Source organism: Ammoniphilus resinae (assembly GCF_017873965.1).
Classification (GTDB): Bacteria; Bacillota; Bacilli; order Aneurinibacillales; family RAOX-1; genus Ammoniphilus_A; species Ammoniphilus_A resinae.
On the sequence record NZ_JAGGKT010000001.1, the window covers coordinates 780416 to 795644 of the forward strand.

The 15229-nt window shown below is 44.8% G+C and carries 18 protein-coding genes; all 18 read left to right on the forward strand.

Translation table 11 applies throughout. The features are described from left to right. Nucleotides 1-4 precede the first annotated feature (4 nt). From fliF to J2Z37_RS03920, 18 genes are read left to right on the forward strand one after another with little or no spacing between them, the layout of a single operon-like run. Nucleotides 5-1603 carry a flagellar basal-body MS-ring/collar protein FliF gene (fliF, locus tag J2Z37_RS03835; RefSeq protein WP_209808855.1) on the forward strand — a complete coding sequence of 533 codons (1599 nt, stop codon included), beginning with the start codon at nucleotides 5-7 and terminating at the stop codon, nucleotides 1601-1603. Nucleotides 1604-1616: 13 nt separating this feature from the next. After that, nucleotides 1617-2609 (forward strand): flagellar motor switch protein FliG, encoded by a 993-nt coding sequence (gene fliG / locus J2Z37_RS03840; protein ID WP_209808927.1) that lies wholly within the window; start codon nucleotides 1617-1619, stop codon nucleotides 2607-2609. Next, on the forward strand, nucleotides 2602-3399 hold the full coding sequence (locus J2Z37_RS03845) for a FliH/SctL family protein (RefSeq protein ID WP_209808856.1): 798 nt from the start codon (nucleotides 2602-2604) through the stop codon (nucleotides 3397-3399). Before fliG ends, J2Z37_RS03845 begins: the two co-directional genes overlap by 8 nt. 2 nt (nucleotides 3400-3401) lie before the next feature. Continuing rightward, nucleotides 3402-4727: a flagellar protein export ATPase FliI gene (gene fliI / locus J2Z37_RS03850; protein ID WP_209808857.1), complete on the forward strand. Its 1326-nt coding sequence runs from the start codon at nucleotides 3402-3404 to the stop codon at nucleotides 4725-4727. After that, on the forward strand, nucleotides 4724-5167 hold the full coding sequence (gene fliJ, locus J2Z37_RS03855) for a flagellar export protein FliJ (RefSeq protein WP_209808858.1): 444 nt from the start codon (nucleotides 4724-4726) through the stop codon (nucleotides 5165-5167). The genes fliI and fliJ overlap by 4 nt, the downstream gene beginning before the upstream one ends. A 15-nt stretch (nucleotides 5168-5182) precedes the next feature. Further along, on the forward strand, nucleotides 5183-5794 hold the full coding sequence (locus tag J2Z37_RS03860) for a MotE family protein (RefSeq protein ID WP_209808859.1): 612 nt from the start codon (nucleotides 5183-5185) through the stop codon (nucleotides 5792-5794). A gap of 11 nt (nucleotides 5795-5805) precedes the next feature. Beyond that, nucleotides 5806-6030, forward strand: a complete 225-nt coding sequence (locus J2Z37_RS03865) for a flagellar FlbD family protein (protein WP_209808860.1) — start codon at nucleotides 5806-5808, stop codon at nucleotides 6028-6030. Then, entirely contained in the window at nucleotides 6023-6358 is a 336-nt protein-coding gene (gene fliN / locus J2Z37_RS03870) for a flagellar motor switch protein FliN (protein WP_245203506.1), read from the forward strand. The genes J2Z37_RS03865 and fliN overlap by 8 nt, the downstream gene beginning before the upstream one ends. Nucleotides 6359-6379: 21 nt before the next feature. Next, nucleotides 6380-7015, forward strand: coding sequence for a flagellar biosynthetic protein FliO (locus J2Z37_RS03875; RefSeq protein ID WP_209808862.1), 636 nt, complete (start codon nucleotides 6380-6382; stop codon nucleotides 7013-7015). Next, entirely contained in the window at nucleotides 7008-7760 is a 753-nt protein-coding gene (gene fliP, locus J2Z37_RS03880; RefSeq protein ID WP_209808863.1) for a flagellar type III secretion system pore protein FliP, read from the forward strand. The genes J2Z37_RS03875 and fliP overlap by 8 nt, the downstream gene beginning before the upstream one ends. Before the next feature lie 16 nt (nucleotides 7761-7776). Beyond that, nucleotides 7777-8046, forward strand: coding sequence for a flagellar biosynthesis protein FliQ (gene fliQ / locus J2Z37_RS03885; RefSeq protein ID WP_209808864.1), 270 nt, complete (start codon nucleotides 7777-7779; stop codon nucleotides 8044-8046). A 4-nt stretch (nucleotides 8047-8050) separates the two neighbouring features. Further along, on the forward strand, nucleotides 8051-8824 hold the full coding sequence (fliR, locus tag J2Z37_RS03890) for a flagellar biosynthetic protein FliR (RefSeq protein ID WP_209808865.1): 774 nt from the start codon (nucleotides 8051-8053) through the stop codon (nucleotides 8822-8824). 7 nt (nucleotides 8825-8831) lie between these two features. Next, nucleotides 8832-9920 (forward strand): flagellar biosynthesis protein FlhB, encoded by a 1089-nt coding sequence (gene flhB, locus J2Z37_RS03895; RefSeq protein WP_209808866.1) that lies wholly within the window; start codon nucleotides 8832-8834, stop codon nucleotides 9918-9920. 19 nt (nucleotides 9921-9939) lie between these two features. After that, the gene (gene flhA, locus J2Z37_RS03900; RefSeq protein ID WP_209808867.1) at nucleotides 9940-11973 is read left to right on the forward strand and encodes a flagellar biosynthesis protein FlhA; all 2034 of its coding nucleotides are present in this window, start codon (nucleotides 9940-9942) and stop codon (nucleotides 11971-11973) included. Next, complete coding sequence (flhF, locus tag J2Z37_RS03905) at nucleotides 11970-13115, forward strand: flagellar biosynthesis GTPase FlhF (RefSeq protein WP_209808868.1); 1146 nt, start codon at nucleotides 11970-11972, stop codon at nucleotides 13113-13115. Before flhA ends, flhF begins: the two co-directional genes overlap by 4 nt. Further along, nucleotides 13102-13965 (forward strand): MinD/ParA family protein, encoded by an 864-nt coding sequence (locus J2Z37_RS03910; RefSeq protein WP_209808869.1) that lies wholly within the window; start codon nucleotides 13102-13104, stop codon nucleotides 13963-13965. The genes flhF and J2Z37_RS03910 overlap by 14 nt, the downstream gene beginning before the upstream one ends. Before the next feature lie 18 nt (nucleotides 13966-13983). After that, nucleotides 13984-14304 (forward strand): hypothetical protein, encoded by a 321-nt coding sequence (locus J2Z37_RS03915; protein ID WP_209808870.1) that lies wholly within the window; start codon nucleotides 13984-13986, stop codon nucleotides 14302-14304. Between the two features lie 28 nt (nucleotides 14305-14332). After that, on the forward strand, nucleotides 14333-15109 hold the full coding sequence (locus tag J2Z37_RS03920) for a FliA/WhiG family RNA polymerase sigma factor (protein WP_342453775.1): 777 nt from the start codon (nucleotides 14333-14335) through the stop codon (nucleotides 15107-15109). Nucleotides 15110-15229: the final 120 nt, after the last annotated feature.

A 15229-nucleotide genomic window follows, 5' to 3' on the forward strand; every position in this document is an offset into this window, starting at 1 on the left:
GAGGATGAACCAGATATTATTAAATTTGCAGGAAACAAAAGATAAATTCATTAATTACTGGCGGGAGTTAGGCCGCAAAAATAAATGGATTATCATTGGTACTTTTCTTTTTGTACTTATAACCTTATCAGTCTTTATCTTTTTTGTTTCCAGGCCACATTATATCCCTCTTTACTCTAGTGAATTAAGTCAGAGAGAAGTCGGGGATATCAAGGCTGCGTTAGATGGGAAAGGGTATACCGATTACAAGTTGTCACCCACGGGCACCCAACTTCTGGTTCCCCAAAAGGATGCGCCGGACATGTTGGTTTTTTTAGCTTCCCAGGGCTTACCGAAGAATGGGTCGATCAGCTATGAGGTATTTAGTCAAAATATGACCTTCGGGGCAACAGACCGTCAGTTAGATGTAATCGAGCGGGACGCGATGCAAAATGAACTGGCGGGATTGATCAAACGAGTGTCGGGGATTAAGAATGCAGAAGTGATGATCACCCTTCCCCAAGAGAGCATCTTCATACAAGAAGGGGATAAAGAAGCAGCGACCGCTTCGATCGTTGTCGAGACAGAACCTGGACAAGATCTGAATCAGCAGCAGATTCGTGCTCTTTATTATCTTGTTTCACGCAGTGTGCCAAACCTGCCCATTGAAAATATCGTGATCATGGATCAATATAGTGAACTGCTTGAACTGGGGGATACCAATAATGGGACCCAACAATTGGCGGAATTTGAGCAACAGCGAAAGATTAAGCAGAATGTTGAACGAGATATTCAACGTCAACTGCAGCAGTTGCTAGGCACGATTATGGGACAGGATAAGGTTCTTGTGCATACATTCGTTTCGCTGAATTTTGACCAGATCAAATCACAGGAAAATCTGGTTGAACCGGTCAATCCGGAAAACGAGGACGGAATCGCGATTAGTGTGGAGAAGATTTCCAAGACGTTTAAAGGGGATGGGAAAGGCCCCGGGGGGATTGATGGAACAGGCGAAGCGGATGTTGTTCAAAACGTTGCGACGACCGATGGACAAAGCGAATATGAAGAACTACAAAACCGTGTCAATTATGAAGTCAATCGGATTTCCCGAGATATAACCCAAAGTCCCTATAAAATTGAGGACCTTACCATTAATGTCGGCGTGGAGCCGCCAAATGCGAACGATCCTGCTTCATTGACACCAGAAACACAGAACAATATTAAAAACATCTTGACGAACGTAGTGCGAACAGCATTGGGTAATCGACCAGGGCTAACAGACCAGGATATCAATAATCGAATTTCCGTATTCCCGCGTGCCTTCGCTGGCAAAGAACCCGTTGCTGAACCTTCGGAACCGACCCCGCTATGGATCTATGGGGCGATTGCCGGAGCGATCTTGTTAGGCGTCGCAGCGGTATTGTTTATTGTCCTTCGTTCGCGAAAAGAGAAAAAACGGGCAGAAGAGATGAGAATCGAAGCTCAGGACTTTGTTCCGCCACCAGTGCAGATGGAACCATCGCAAGAGGACATCCTCCGGAAAAATTTGGAAAATATGGCGAAACAAAAACCTGAAGAATTTGTTCAATTACTTCGGACGTGGATGATCGAGGAACGGGAGTGAGAAGCAAGTGGGAATGACGGGAAAGCAAAAAGCGGCCATGCTCCTGATTGCCCTGGGGCCTGAGGTATCAGCCCAGGTATTTAAACATCTTCGTGAAGATGAAGTGGAAAAGTTGACGCTTGAATTAGCCCGGGTAAGGAGAGTTAGTCCTGAGGATAAGGAAATAGTGATGGAGGAGTTTCATCAAATGGCTTTGGCGAATGATTATATCAGTCAAGGCGGACTCCTCTATGCTAGGGAAGTGTTGGAAAAAGCTTTAGGAAAACAAAAGGCAGCAGATGTGATCGGACGTTTAACATCTACCTTACATCTACGTCCATTTGATTTCGCGCGTAAGGCAGATCCAAGTCAAATTCTTAACTTTATCCAAAATGAAAATTCGCAGATGATCGCCCTTGTTCTATCTTATTTAGATCCCGACAAGGCTTCATTAATTCTATCCTCACTTCCTGCTGAGCGGCAAACGGATGTGGCAAGAAGAATCGCCTTGATGGATCAGACTTCGCCGGAAGTGATTACCCAAGTAGAACGAGTGTTGGAGCAGAAGTTATCAAGCACTGTCACCGATGATTACACTTCGACGGGTGGAGTAGAATCAATTGTAAAAATTTTGAATGGTGTGGACCGTGGAACAGAAAAAACGATCCTCGATACATTAGAAATTCAAGATGCAGAATTGGCTGAAGAGATTAAGAAACGAATGTTTGTCTTTGAAGACATCGTTGGCCTTGACAATCGTTCGATTCAGCGCGTGATCCGCGATGTGGAAAATCAGGATTTGCAGTTAGCCTTGAAGGCATCAAGCGAAGATGTAAAAGCGGCTATCTTCCGCAATATGTCCAATCGGATGGCGGAAACCTTCCGGGAGGAAATGGAATATATGGGACCTGTGCGTTTGCGTGATGTGGAAGAAGCACAAGGCCGCATCGTCGCGACGATTCGTCGATTAGAGGAGAATGGCGAGATTATTATTTCACGCAGTGGAGGAGATGACATCATTGTCTAGGGTATATAAATCGGGAGCGGTTCCACCCATAAGCGAGTTAAGGGTTTACCAAATTCCTCATTTATCGGATTCCCTTGGGACGGATGATCCAGTTGAAACTGCGGTAGATGAATTGCAGCAGGTAAGAGGTCTGGCGGATCGTATTATTTCTGACGCAGAGGAGATCGCCCGAGACCTGATTGAAAAAGCGAAAGCTGAGACACATTTTGAAAAGAAAAAGGCAGAAGAAGAAATCGCCCGATGGTGGAATGAAAAACAGCAAGAAGTTCAGAAAATCGAGGATGAAGCGCAAAGACAAGGATACAAAATAGGATTTGAAGAAGGCAAGCAAGAGGGATATACCGCTGCTGAACAGGAATATCAAGGAAAGCTTACGCAAATCACAGGATTGCTAGAACAGGCGTTTGAACAAAAAGAGCAAATTATCGAGGAAGCGGAGCCCTTTTTACTGCGGTTGAGCATGGAAATTGCACGGAAAGTCATTGGCCAGGAACTGCAAACACACCCCGAGACCATTGTCGAAATGGTAAGGCAAATGATTACCCGGACAAAGGAAAGAGAACAGATTTCGGTGCATGTGAATCCTGAACAGTTTGCCTATGTACAGGATCAGCGTCAGCAATTACGCGCCATTGTTGATGAACGAGCAGAATTGAAAATTGTGCCGGATCCAACAGTGACCACAAGCGGATGCATTATTCGAACTTCCCAGGGAAGCCTTGATGCACGTATCGAAACGCAACTTTCTGAGATTCGCGAGGCGCTGATTCGCTTAACGGGGGATGAATAGAAATGGAAAGATTCACCGTTGAGAAATATATTCATCAGCTCTCTTTGATTGATCCGATCCGAACGAATGGGAAAGTAACACAGATGATCGGATTAACGATCGAATCCCGAGGTCCGGATGTAAAGCTTGGGGATCTTTGTTTCATTTCACCTGCCGCCTCCCGCCCACCGATTGAGGCTGAGGTCGTTGGCTTCCGAGGGGAAAACGTACTTCTCATGCCCTTGGGAGAAGTAGGGGCGATTGGACCGGGCTGTGATGTCATCGCCACGCGAAAGCCTTTGATGGTTCGAGCAGGAATGGAATTACTTGGCAAGGTGTTGGATGGGTTAGGAAAGCCATTGGATGGCACTAAACTTCCTTATGGACTGATTGAAGTTCCTACGGATAATGCCCCGCCTAATCCGCTTACCCGTCCACGAATTGCTGAACCAATGGGGGTTGGGGTTCGCTCAATCGACGGCTTGCTGACGATTGGAAAAGGACAGCGGATTGGAATTTTCGCAGGAAGCGGTGTAGGGAAGAGTACGCTGCTTGGGATGATTGCTCGCAATTCGGATGCAGATGTCAATGTGATTGCCTTAATTGGGGAACGAGGAAGGGAAGTGCTCGATTTCATCGAGCGGGACCTTGGAGAGGATGGTTTGGCCAAGTCAGTTGTCATCGTGGCTACGTCAGATCAACCGGCATTGATTCGAATCAAAGGGGCAATGATTGCGACCGCGATTGCTGAATACTTCCGTGATTCTGGATTAAATGTGAATCTCATGATGGATTCTGTAACACGGTTTGCCATGGCACAGCGGGAAATTGGGTTGGCGATTGGCGAACCACCTACAACAAAAGGATATACACCTTCTGTTTTTGCCATGCTGCCTAAGCTTTTGGAAAGAACAGGCACAGGTCCAAGAGGGTCCATCACGGCCTTTTATACCGTACTTGTTGATGGGGACGACATGAATGAACCGATTGCCGATGCGGTGCGCGGGATTTTAGATGGACATATCGTGCTCGATCGAAAAATCGCTCATAAAGGACTTTTCCCCGCGATTAATGTTCTAAGCAGTGTCAGCCGGGTGATGAAGGATATTGTTCCGCGGGAACATCAGCAGGCAGCAGAGCAACTTAAAAGGCTGGCCGCGATCTATCAGGATGCAGAAGATTTAATTAATATAGGTGCTTACAAAAGAGGGAGCAATCAAGATATCGATCGATCGATTCAGTATAAAGGTGTGATTGATCAGTTCTTAAAGCAAGATGTTCGGGAATCGGCCCCTTTTCACGAGACGATAGATGCATTAATTGAACAGTTTGGGGTGATGGCAAATTGACGTATCGGTTTCCCTTGCAAAAAGTATTGGACCTGAAGGAGAAAGAAAAGCAGCAAGCCCAGCAAGAATTAGGGTTGAGCCTGAAGAAACAGCAAGACATTGAGTTAGAAATAAACGGTTGGTTGCAGAAGCGGGAAGCTGTCCAACAAAACCACCAAGAGCGGAAGGAATTTAAGGTGGCGGAACTGCATGAACATCAAAGATATATGGAATTTCTTGAACAGCAGATTCTTCGTTTGCAAAGACGGCTGCATCTTAGTTCAAAGGAAGTAGAGAAAAGACAGACGGTTTTGATGGAGAAATCGAAAGATGAAAAAGTCTGGCAGCAATGGAAGCAAAATCAATTTGTAGAATTTCGGCAACAGCAACTGAAGCAAGAGCAAGAAATGCTGGATGAATTGGCGACCACCCGGTATTTTCGACAGCAAAAAATGCAATAGGTAAGGAGAATGTTTGTGGAGAATACAGAAGAAAAATACCATACCCGATTGGAATGGTTTTTTTACATGATTCTTCTTCCGCTTCTTTTCACCGCCATTCTCACGGGGATCCTTCTTCAGTTTCTGGGCTATGATCTCAAGGGGAAACTTTTCGAATGGGGAAATACCATCCCTTATGTGGAAAAGGCCATACCGGGCGACCCTCCTCCAAGTGAGATAAAACAGGTGGAGCAATCTTCAGGAACAGCAAAAGCTGAGGAAACCAGTAAGCAGCTGCAGGAGATGAAGCAAAAACTGCAAGAGGAAATGAATAAACAGGCTTCTTTGAAAGAAGAGGTTGCGGAAAAAGATCAAAAAATTAAAGAACTGCAACAGCAAGTAGCGCAGCTGCAACAGAAGACCACAGAGCAACAGACCGAACAGAAACAGAAAGCGCAGCGTGAAACATCTGGAGTCTATGCCTCCATGTCTGCGGGGAAAGCCGCACCAATCATCGCAGAAATGCCGTTGGAACAGGCCGCATCCTTAATGAAAGGGATGAAGCAGGATCAGCGTGGTGAAATTCTAGCCAAGATGGAACCGGATTTGGCAGCAAAGATCACATCCGAACTGCTTAAAACACCTTAGTGGGGTCAATCATGATTAAACTAACGAAATTAAACGGAAAGTCCTTCATTCTCAATGCGTGGCATATTGAACAGATGGAAGAAACCCCGGATACAATTATTACTTTAGCTAATGGAAAAAAAATAGCCGTGAAAGAACGGGTAGATGAAGTGGTTGGCAAATCAAAACAATTTTATAAGGATACAACCCTTCGAACAGCGATATCTTTTCAGAAAGGAAACCAGGGTGATGAATGATAATCCAAATAAGATTCAAGCCGTCCAGTTCTCCCCATTTCCTGACGGGAATCAACCGGAAAGGAAGAAAAATCCATTAGAATTATTATTGGATATTCCGTTGGAGTTGAAAGTGGAATTAGGCCGTACCATGATGCGGGTTGAGGATATTCTAGCTTTGGAGCCGGGATCTGTTTTTGTAATTAATAAACTGGCGGGGGAACGGGTAGATGTGATCATCAACAATCATCGCATGGCGATGGGGGAAGTGGTCGTTCTTGACGAAAATTTTGGTGTCCGAATTATGGATATCGTGAATCAGAAGACCCGGTTAAATCAATTAAAATAGATAAGAAGGTCACGAATTGCTATGTTAATACGCATCCTAATTCCTTTGTTTTTGTTCTTATCGATTAGCTTTCCGGGGACGATGGAGGCTGCACAACCTACTTCAGTATATGATGCCATCGAAAGTGGAAAAGGGAACATCACAGAACAACCATCAAATCAGAAGGAACAAACAACGCTTACAGAGGAAGATACATCATTATCCCTCTTCCCATTCCTTGTAAAATTGGTCTTTTCCCTTGTTTTTATTATCGCTCTTATTTTTCTGTTATTTAAATTCTGGGGAACCAAAACAAGGCAAATGCAATCACGGGGACCCTTCCATGTTTTGGGGGGATGTGTGGTCGGTGCAAATCGCTCGATTCAGGCAGTGCTTATTGGACAGACCATCTATATTTTAGGCATTGGGGAGAATGTCCAACTTCTTCGTACGATTGAAAAGGGAGAGGAATACAATCTCATTTTGGATAGTTTTGAATCAATGGCAGAAACCCCTTCCTTGTTGAATACAAAACGATGGTTTAGCAAGGGCGAACCAGCACAGAAAAGCTGGGAAGATCTTTTGCAAGACCAATTAAGGGAAATGGGTTCGGGTGGAGCGTCCAATCTTCAGCGATGGGAAAAGCAAACGGAAGAGGGGCCTAAGAAACATGAATAGAGTCCTCCTGTTTACCGTTTTGTTTGTCTTCGTTTTAACTGGCAGCACGGCTTATGCTGCACCGGATCAGGTGATCATCCCAGGGATGAATTTGAATATCGGAGCATCCGGTGAACCCCAGGATGTTGCTTTGACGATTCGCATCTTGCTGCTCCTGACGGTCTTATCGATTGCACCAGCCATCCTGATCATGATGACTTGTTTTACGCGAATTATTATCGTTCTTTCCTTTTTACGGAATGCCTTGGCAACCCAGCAGATGCCGCCCAATCAGGTGTTAATCGGACTAGCCTTTTTCATGACGTTGTTTATTATGGGCCCCACCATTTCACAGATCAATGAAACGGCTTTTCAACCGTATGTGAAGGGGGAGCTTTCGCAACAAGAAGCTTATGACAAAGCAACGATTCCGATCAAGGAATTTATGGCCAAACATACTCGGGAGAAGGACCTTGCCCTCTTTGCCCAATATGATGAAAAGAAGAGGTACAGCAGTATCCAGGAGATCCCGCTAACAACGCTTGTTCCTGCTTATGCGATCAGTGAATTAAAAACAGGATTTCAGATGGGATTCCTTCTGTTTCTTCCATTCTTGGTCATTGATATGGTCGTAGCTAGTATTTTAATGGCAATGGGGATGATGATGCTTCCCCCAGTGATGATCTCATTACCTTTCAAAATTCTATTATTTGTTTTAGTAGATGGATGGTATCTCGTAGTCAAATCTTTGCTGCTAAGCTTCTAAAGGAGGTACATTAGCAATGAGTCCGGACGTCGTGGTTCGTATCGCAGAAAATACCGTTTATATGATTCTCATTCTATGTACTCCCGTACTTGCGATAGCCCTTATCGTTGGGTTATTGGTTAGTATTTTTCAGGCGACTACCCAAATTCAGGAACAAACGTTGGCTTTTATCCCAAAGATCATTGCAACGTTTTTGGCAATCCTATTTTTTGGTCCCTGGATGCTGAACCATTTAATCGATTTTGCTACCAGTTATTTCAATCAATTACACCGGTATATAGGATAGTGATATGAACTGGTTGAATGATTTGCCGCTATTTTTATTGATTTTCATTCGCATTAGCTCATTTTTTATGACGGCTCCTATTTTTATAAGCCGTAGTATTCCCATTCACTACAAAATCGGACTTTCATTTTTCTTGACCATTCTGGTATTCCCACAAGTAAATAGCCAGGAACAATTGGTGTTGGATAGTTTCTATTGGACGTTGATCATCAAAGAAGCTCTCGTCGGCATTGTGATCGGTTTTGTTGCTTCCGTGCTGTTTTATGCTGTCCAGGTGGCCGGGATCTTCATCGATACGCAAATCGGCTTTGCGATGGCGAATATTTTTGATCCACAAACCGGCATTCAGACACCTTTAACGGGACGGCTGAATTATGTGTTAGCAACGCTTTTCTTACTGGCTTTGAACGGACACCACTTACTGATCAAAGGGATTTTTTACAGTTTTGATTGGATCGCGGTGAATCAGTGGACTCCAGCCCTAAGCGATGGCAGGGTTTCTACCTATCTTGTTGAATCGTTCAGCCGCATGTTTGAAGTGGCCTTTCTAATGGCTATACCCGTAGCGGGTGCCTTATTCTTGGTGGATGTTGCTCTGGGCATTGTGGCTAAAACGGTCCCGCAGATGAATGTTTTTGTTGTCGGGATGCCGTTAAAAGTGATGGTCAACTTCATCATCTTTCTTTTGGTGTTGCCCGGATTCTTTCTCATTCTGCAGAAGTTATTCAAGGACATGATGGAATCCATGCAAGCCATCATTCACATTTTAGGAGCCTAGGATCGATATGGAGCGTAATTACGTTCAACTTCAACTCCAGTTCTTTTCCGGAGAAAAAACGGAAAAAGCAACCCCGCGAAAATTACAAGATGCAAGGAAAAAAGGGCAGGTAGCGAAAAGCGCTGAACTGCCATCCGCCTTTATTTTACTGTTCGTCTTCCTTTTAATTTGGCTTCTTGGAGGATATCTCGGGACACATTTCCGCGGAATTTTTCTGCGCAGCTTTTCGGAATATCTTCTATGGGATGTGACCGCGGACACGGCAGATATTCTTTTTAAACAATTATCATGGGAAGCAGTGAAGATGATCGCACCCATCTTTGCGATTACATTCGTTGCCGGGATTCTTGCTAATTACGTGCAAATTGGGTTTCTCTTCACGGGTGAGCCGCTGAAGATGAAACTAGAAAAATTGAACCCGATCGAAGGAGCCAAGCGGATTGTTTCCATGCGTTCACTCGTCGAGTTGTTCAAATCGATTTTAAAGATTCTATTAACTTCTTCGGTTGCTTTCTATCTTTTATGGGGGGCAAAAGGAGAATTGGTTCAGCTCTATGATAAGGGAATTGGTCAAGCGGCCCAGTTCATCAATACGACGGCCATGAAACTCGGGGTGGTGATTGCCCTCTTGCTAGTAGTGTTGGCCATATTCGACTATATGTATCAGAAATATGATCATGGAAAGCAACTTCGGATGTCTAAACAGGACATTAAAGATGAATATAAAAAGACGGAAGGGGACCCGCTGATCAAGGGAAAGATTAAGGAGAAACAGCGTCAGATGGCGATGAGCCGAATGATGAGTGAGATCCCAAACGCGGACGTGGTCATTACCAACCCGACCCACTTTGCCGTAGCGATTGCCTACCGGGCAGAGGAAATGCAGGCGCCCATGGTGGTAGCCAAAGGGAAGGATTTCGTTGCCTTGAAGATTAAAGAAATAGCGAAGGAACATCAGGTTATTATGATGGAAAATAAACCGTTGGCTCGCGCATTGTATGCCAATGCCGAAATGGGGGAACAGATCCCAGAAGACCTATTTAAAGCGGTCGCGGAAGTGTTAGCTTACGTCTATCGCTTGAAAGGAATCGTGTGATGAAGGAGGGGGTGAGGTAATGAAGTTAAAAGATTTTGCCGTCTTGGCAGCCGTGATTATGATCGTGGTCATGATGGTCATCCCATTGCCGACGATGCTGTTGGATTTTCTTTTAATCATCAATCTGTCATTGTCCCTAACGATTCTATTAGTCGCCATGAATACGAAGGAACCGTTGGAATTTTCCATTTTTCCTTCCTTACTGTTATTAACGACCTTGTTTCGCTTGGCCTTGAACGTGTCTACTACCCGATCTATTCTTTCGAGTGCCGATGGAGGAAAGGTCATCGAGGCCTTCGGTTCATTCGTGGTCGGAGGGAATTATGTTGTTGGATTTGTCGTCTTCCTCATTCTTATTATCATCCAATTCGTTGTGATTACCAAAGGGTCTGAACGCGTAGCGGAGGTTGCAGCACGCTTCACCCTCGATGCGATGCCAGGAAAACAGATGAGTATTGATGCGGACTTGAATACAGGGATGATCAGTGATCAAGAGGCAAGAGAGCGCAGAAGAAATGTGGAACGTGAAGCTGATTTCTACGGAGCGATGGACGGAGCCAGCAAATTCGTCAAGGGTGATGCGATTGCCGGGATTATTATCTTTATTATTAACGTTTTAGGCGGCTTCGTAATTGGAACGACGATCCACGATATGGGCTTTGCGGAATCCGCCAGTACCTTTACTCTTCTATCTGTCGGTGACGGGTTGGTCAGCCAAATACCTGCACTACTAATCTCTACTGCCACAGGTATTGTCGTAACAAGAGCGGCTTCTGATGGGAATCTAGGCGAGGACATTACCAGCCAGATCTTCTCCTACCCCAAACTATTGTATATCGTTGCGGGAACTATCGGTTTGCTGGGATTGTTTACACCGATTGGAATTTTTACTTCATGGCCTTTGGCCGCGATAATTGCCTTTGGCGGATATCAGATGCAGCGGGCACAGCAGAAGAACCAAGAAGAAGCGGTTGTAGAGACAGAAGGGGAAGAAACAGAGGGTCTAAGCCGAACGGAAAACGTGATGAGCTTGCTGCAAGTGGATCCTATTGAATTCGAATTTGGCTATGGCTTGATTCCCTTGGCAGATGCCAAGCAGGGCGGGGATCTACTGGACCGGGTGGTCATGATCCGCAGACAATTTGCCTTGGAAATGGGTTTTCTCGTTCCGGTCATCCGAATTCGTGACAATATCCAGCTCAAACCAAATGAATATGTCATTAAACTGAAAGGCAACCAAGTGGCCAAAGGGGAAATTCTCTTGGATCATTACTTGGCGATGAGCCATGGGATGGATGATGAGGAGATCGTGGGGATTGAAACCATTGAACCCGCCTTTGGGATGCCGGCCCTCTGGGTGAATGAGGAAATGAAGGAAAGAGCGGAATTATACGGGTATACCGTGGTGGATCCGCCATCTGCGGTTGCCACACATCTGACAGAAGTCATTAAAAAATATGCGCATGAGGTATTAAGCCGTCAATTAACCAAACAACTCATCGATCACTTGAAGGAAACGCATCCTGCGCTGGTGGACGAACTCATCCCATCGATGTTATCCGTTGGAGACGTTCAGCGCGTGCTACAGAACTTGTTAAGAGAAAAAATCTCCATCCGTGATTTGATTACGATCTTTGAAACCTTGGCCGATTATGCAAGTTATACCAAGAACATCCAAGTTTTAACGGAGTATGTGAGACAAGCTCTATCGAGACAGATTACACAGCAATATGCAAAGCCGGGTGAGCCGATTCAGGTGTTAACGGCAGGTTCAAGTTTGGAGAAACGGATTACTGACGGACTGCAACAAACGGAACAGGGACAATATTTAACCTTGGATCCGGAAAGTGTGCATCGAATCCATGAAGCACTAAGTGAACAGTTTCAACGAAGCCTGCAGTTAGGCGCCCAGCCGATCCTCCTGACGACACCGGCTATCCGTATGCATATTCGCCAATTAGTAGAAAGAATTATGCCGGATGTCCCTGTTTTATCCTATAACGAACTCGAGCCTGATGTAGAAGTTCAAAACATTGGAGTGGTGAATCTGTGAAGGTAAAAAGATATGTCGTTGATTCCATGCCTTCCGCTTTACAGAAAATACGGGTGGAGCTGGGGGACCAAGCAGTCATCTTGAATACAAAGGAAATTCGGAAGAGTGGATTTTTAGGGATCTTTGGCAAGAGGCAAATTGAAGTGATCGCAGCGGTCCCCGCGGAACAAGCTTCTCAACCTAAAGCAGTGCCCGAGAAGCCTTCTCTTGTACCGGAGAAAAAATCTCCTGTTTTGTCGCGGGTAGAACCACAACCAGAAGTCTTGAAAGAAATTCAGGGAATGAAAGAACTGCTAATCGGGATAGCATCTGGCAGTGGTGGCCAAGAAAAGGTTCCTAAACCACTAGGCAAATGGATGCAGCGATTAAAAGAGCAAGAAGTTGACCAGAAGGTCATTGACTATCTGGTGGAACAGACATTACGGTCATTCCCATCGATTGAACAGGCGGAACCAGATGCGATTCGTGACAATCTGCTTACCCAAATCGAAAAGATCATGAAGGAAGGCATCTTGCTAGAGCCTAAAATTGAGAAGTCTGTCAATATGGTCAGTTTTGTGGGACCAACAGGAGTAGGGAAAACGACGACGATTGCCAAAATGGCGGCACATCAGATGCTTCATCATGACCGTCGTGTCGGTATGATCACGACGGATACGTACCGGATTGCCGCTGTCGAGCAATTAAAAACCTATGCCAATATTCTCAATGTCCCTATAGAAACGGTATTCTCACCGGATGGATTGAATAAGGCGATGAAGAATATGCAAAATTGTGATCTGATCTTTATGGATACAACCGGCAGGAATTATCAGGATGAGCAATATGTGCAGCAGATTGGAAAATACTTGGCCGAGCAGGTTGTCCAGGAAAACTATTTGGTTTTAAGCCTAACCTCTAAATACAGCGACATGAAAACCATCGTTGATCATTTTGCAACATTTCCAATCGACAAGTTAATCCTGACCAAACTGGATGAGACTTTATCTTACGGGGCGGTATTAAATCTAGCCTTTCATTATCCTTATCCATTGGCTTATGTAACGACAGGCCAAAATGTGCCTGAAGACATCAGCAAGATAGAGTCTGAGAAAATAGCGAGAATGATGTTAGGAGTTGCAGACAACCATGGATCAAGCTGAGCGTCTGAGAGAATTTTTGCAGCAGAAAAAACAACCCAAGCCAACTCGAGTGATTGCGGTAACTAGTGGAAAAGGCGGAGTAGGGAAATCTAATTTTAGTGTGAACCTTGCGTTGACACTGATGGCCCAGGGACAAAAAGTCGTGATTATCGACCTGGATATCGGCATGGCGAACATTGATATTCTGATGGGCTTGTCCCCTAAGTCAAACTTACTAGATATCATTCATCGGAATTACTCGATCTGGAATGTGATTGAAAAAGGTCCCTTTGGTCTGGAATATATCGCAGGCGGATCAGGCTTTCAGGATGTTCTGAAGCTAGAAGAACAAGGAATGAACCAATTTTTTCAACAGTTAGAACGGCTGCAAGGGTATGCCGACTTTATTTTGTTGGATACAGGGGCAGGAATTTCACAAGAGTCCTTACGATTTATCCTGGCGGCAGATGAGGTGTTGTTGGTGACGACACCCGAGCCCACCGCGATTACAGATGCTTATTCCATGGTGAAGATCCTCCATGGAAGAAATCCATCCGTTCAAATTCGTCTGATGGTGAACAGGGTTCAATCCTATCAGGAAGGAAGAACCGTTGCCGAGAAAATCCAACTCGTATCAAAAAAATTCCTTCAATTAGAGATCGGAACACTGGGGTACTTAATGGAGGACAGCCAAGTGATGCAGGCAGTAAAAAATCAAACCCCTTTTTATGTGGCTTATCCGAACAGTGCAGCTTCTAAAGGAATAAAGGAAATCGCGCAGAGCTACTTATCGGGTGCAGAAGCGGTCCAGTCCGACGACAAAGGGATGAAAGGCTTCATCCAGAGATTGGTTCGCATGGTTAAACAGTAGAGGGAAGGGGTGATGAAGATGATTGGCAGTTGGAAATGGAATACCGGATTAGGGGCCCTCGCCTTCATCCTATCTTTCTTCTTTTCTCTTGAACACAATACGTATTTTGTTTCTGTTATGCGCTCCTGCTACTCCTTTATTTTCTTTTTCCTGCTAGGATACCTTCCACGATTTTTGTTCGCCCGGTTCGGTTCACCGCAGGAACCTGAAATAGAGGAACCAATGATTGAAGAAAAGAGGGTAGAAGAAGAAAATCCAGCGGATGAATTTCAACCCATGAATGCTACAGACATCAATAAGGCGAGCCAAGTCATTCGACAATGGACGAACGAGTCATAAAACGTCTTAAAAAAGGGTGGGGATGGGTGTGAACGATCAAAAAAGAGAAATGAAAATACGACTAGATTCTCTATGGCAGGCCTGGCAGGAATGGAAAGATCCCAACGCTCGGGAACAATTGGTTGAACGGTATCTGCCGTTGGTCTATCGAACCGCTCAGAACTTGAAGATGAATCTTCCGCAGATGATAGACAAGGATGACCTGGTGAGTTGGGGATCACTAGGGTTATTAGATGCGCTAAACAAGTATGAGCACGCACGCGGTTTAGCCTTTGAAACCTATGCCACGACGCGGATTCGCGGCGCGATGATCGATGGGATGCGTGATGTGGACTGGGTTCCACGTTCTGTTCGGGAGAAAATTAAAAAATGGGAGAGTGCCTACCGCGACATAGAACAACAACAGCAACGTCCGCCAAACCAAAAGGAAATTGGCCATTACTTAGGTCTTTCCAGCAAAGAAATCGTTCAATTCTCTTCTCAATTGCACGCCAGTCAGATCGTATCCTTGGATCAGCCAGCTTCGCAAGATGAAGAACAGCAAAATTTACTGGCCAAAGTAGTGGATGAACAGGCTCTAAATCAGCAGCAACTTATCGAGGAGGAAGAAGAAAAGCGATTCTTGGCCCAATGTATTGATCAATTACCAGAGAAAGAAAAACTAGTCGTTTCGATGATTTATTATGAAGAATTAACCTTTTCGGAAACAGCGGAAGTAATGGGGCTTACGACGGGACGGATTTCCCAGCTCCATTCGAAAGCGATGGGTCGCTTGCGTCAACAATATGCGAGTCTATTGAATTAATTGAGAAAAAGAGGTTCCCAAGGGACAATGTCATTAAGTTAAGATGCAAGATCAAAAATCTAGTAAAGAGCAGGTTATCGAATAGATAACCCGCTCTTTTTTTTGCACGAAAAAAAAAAA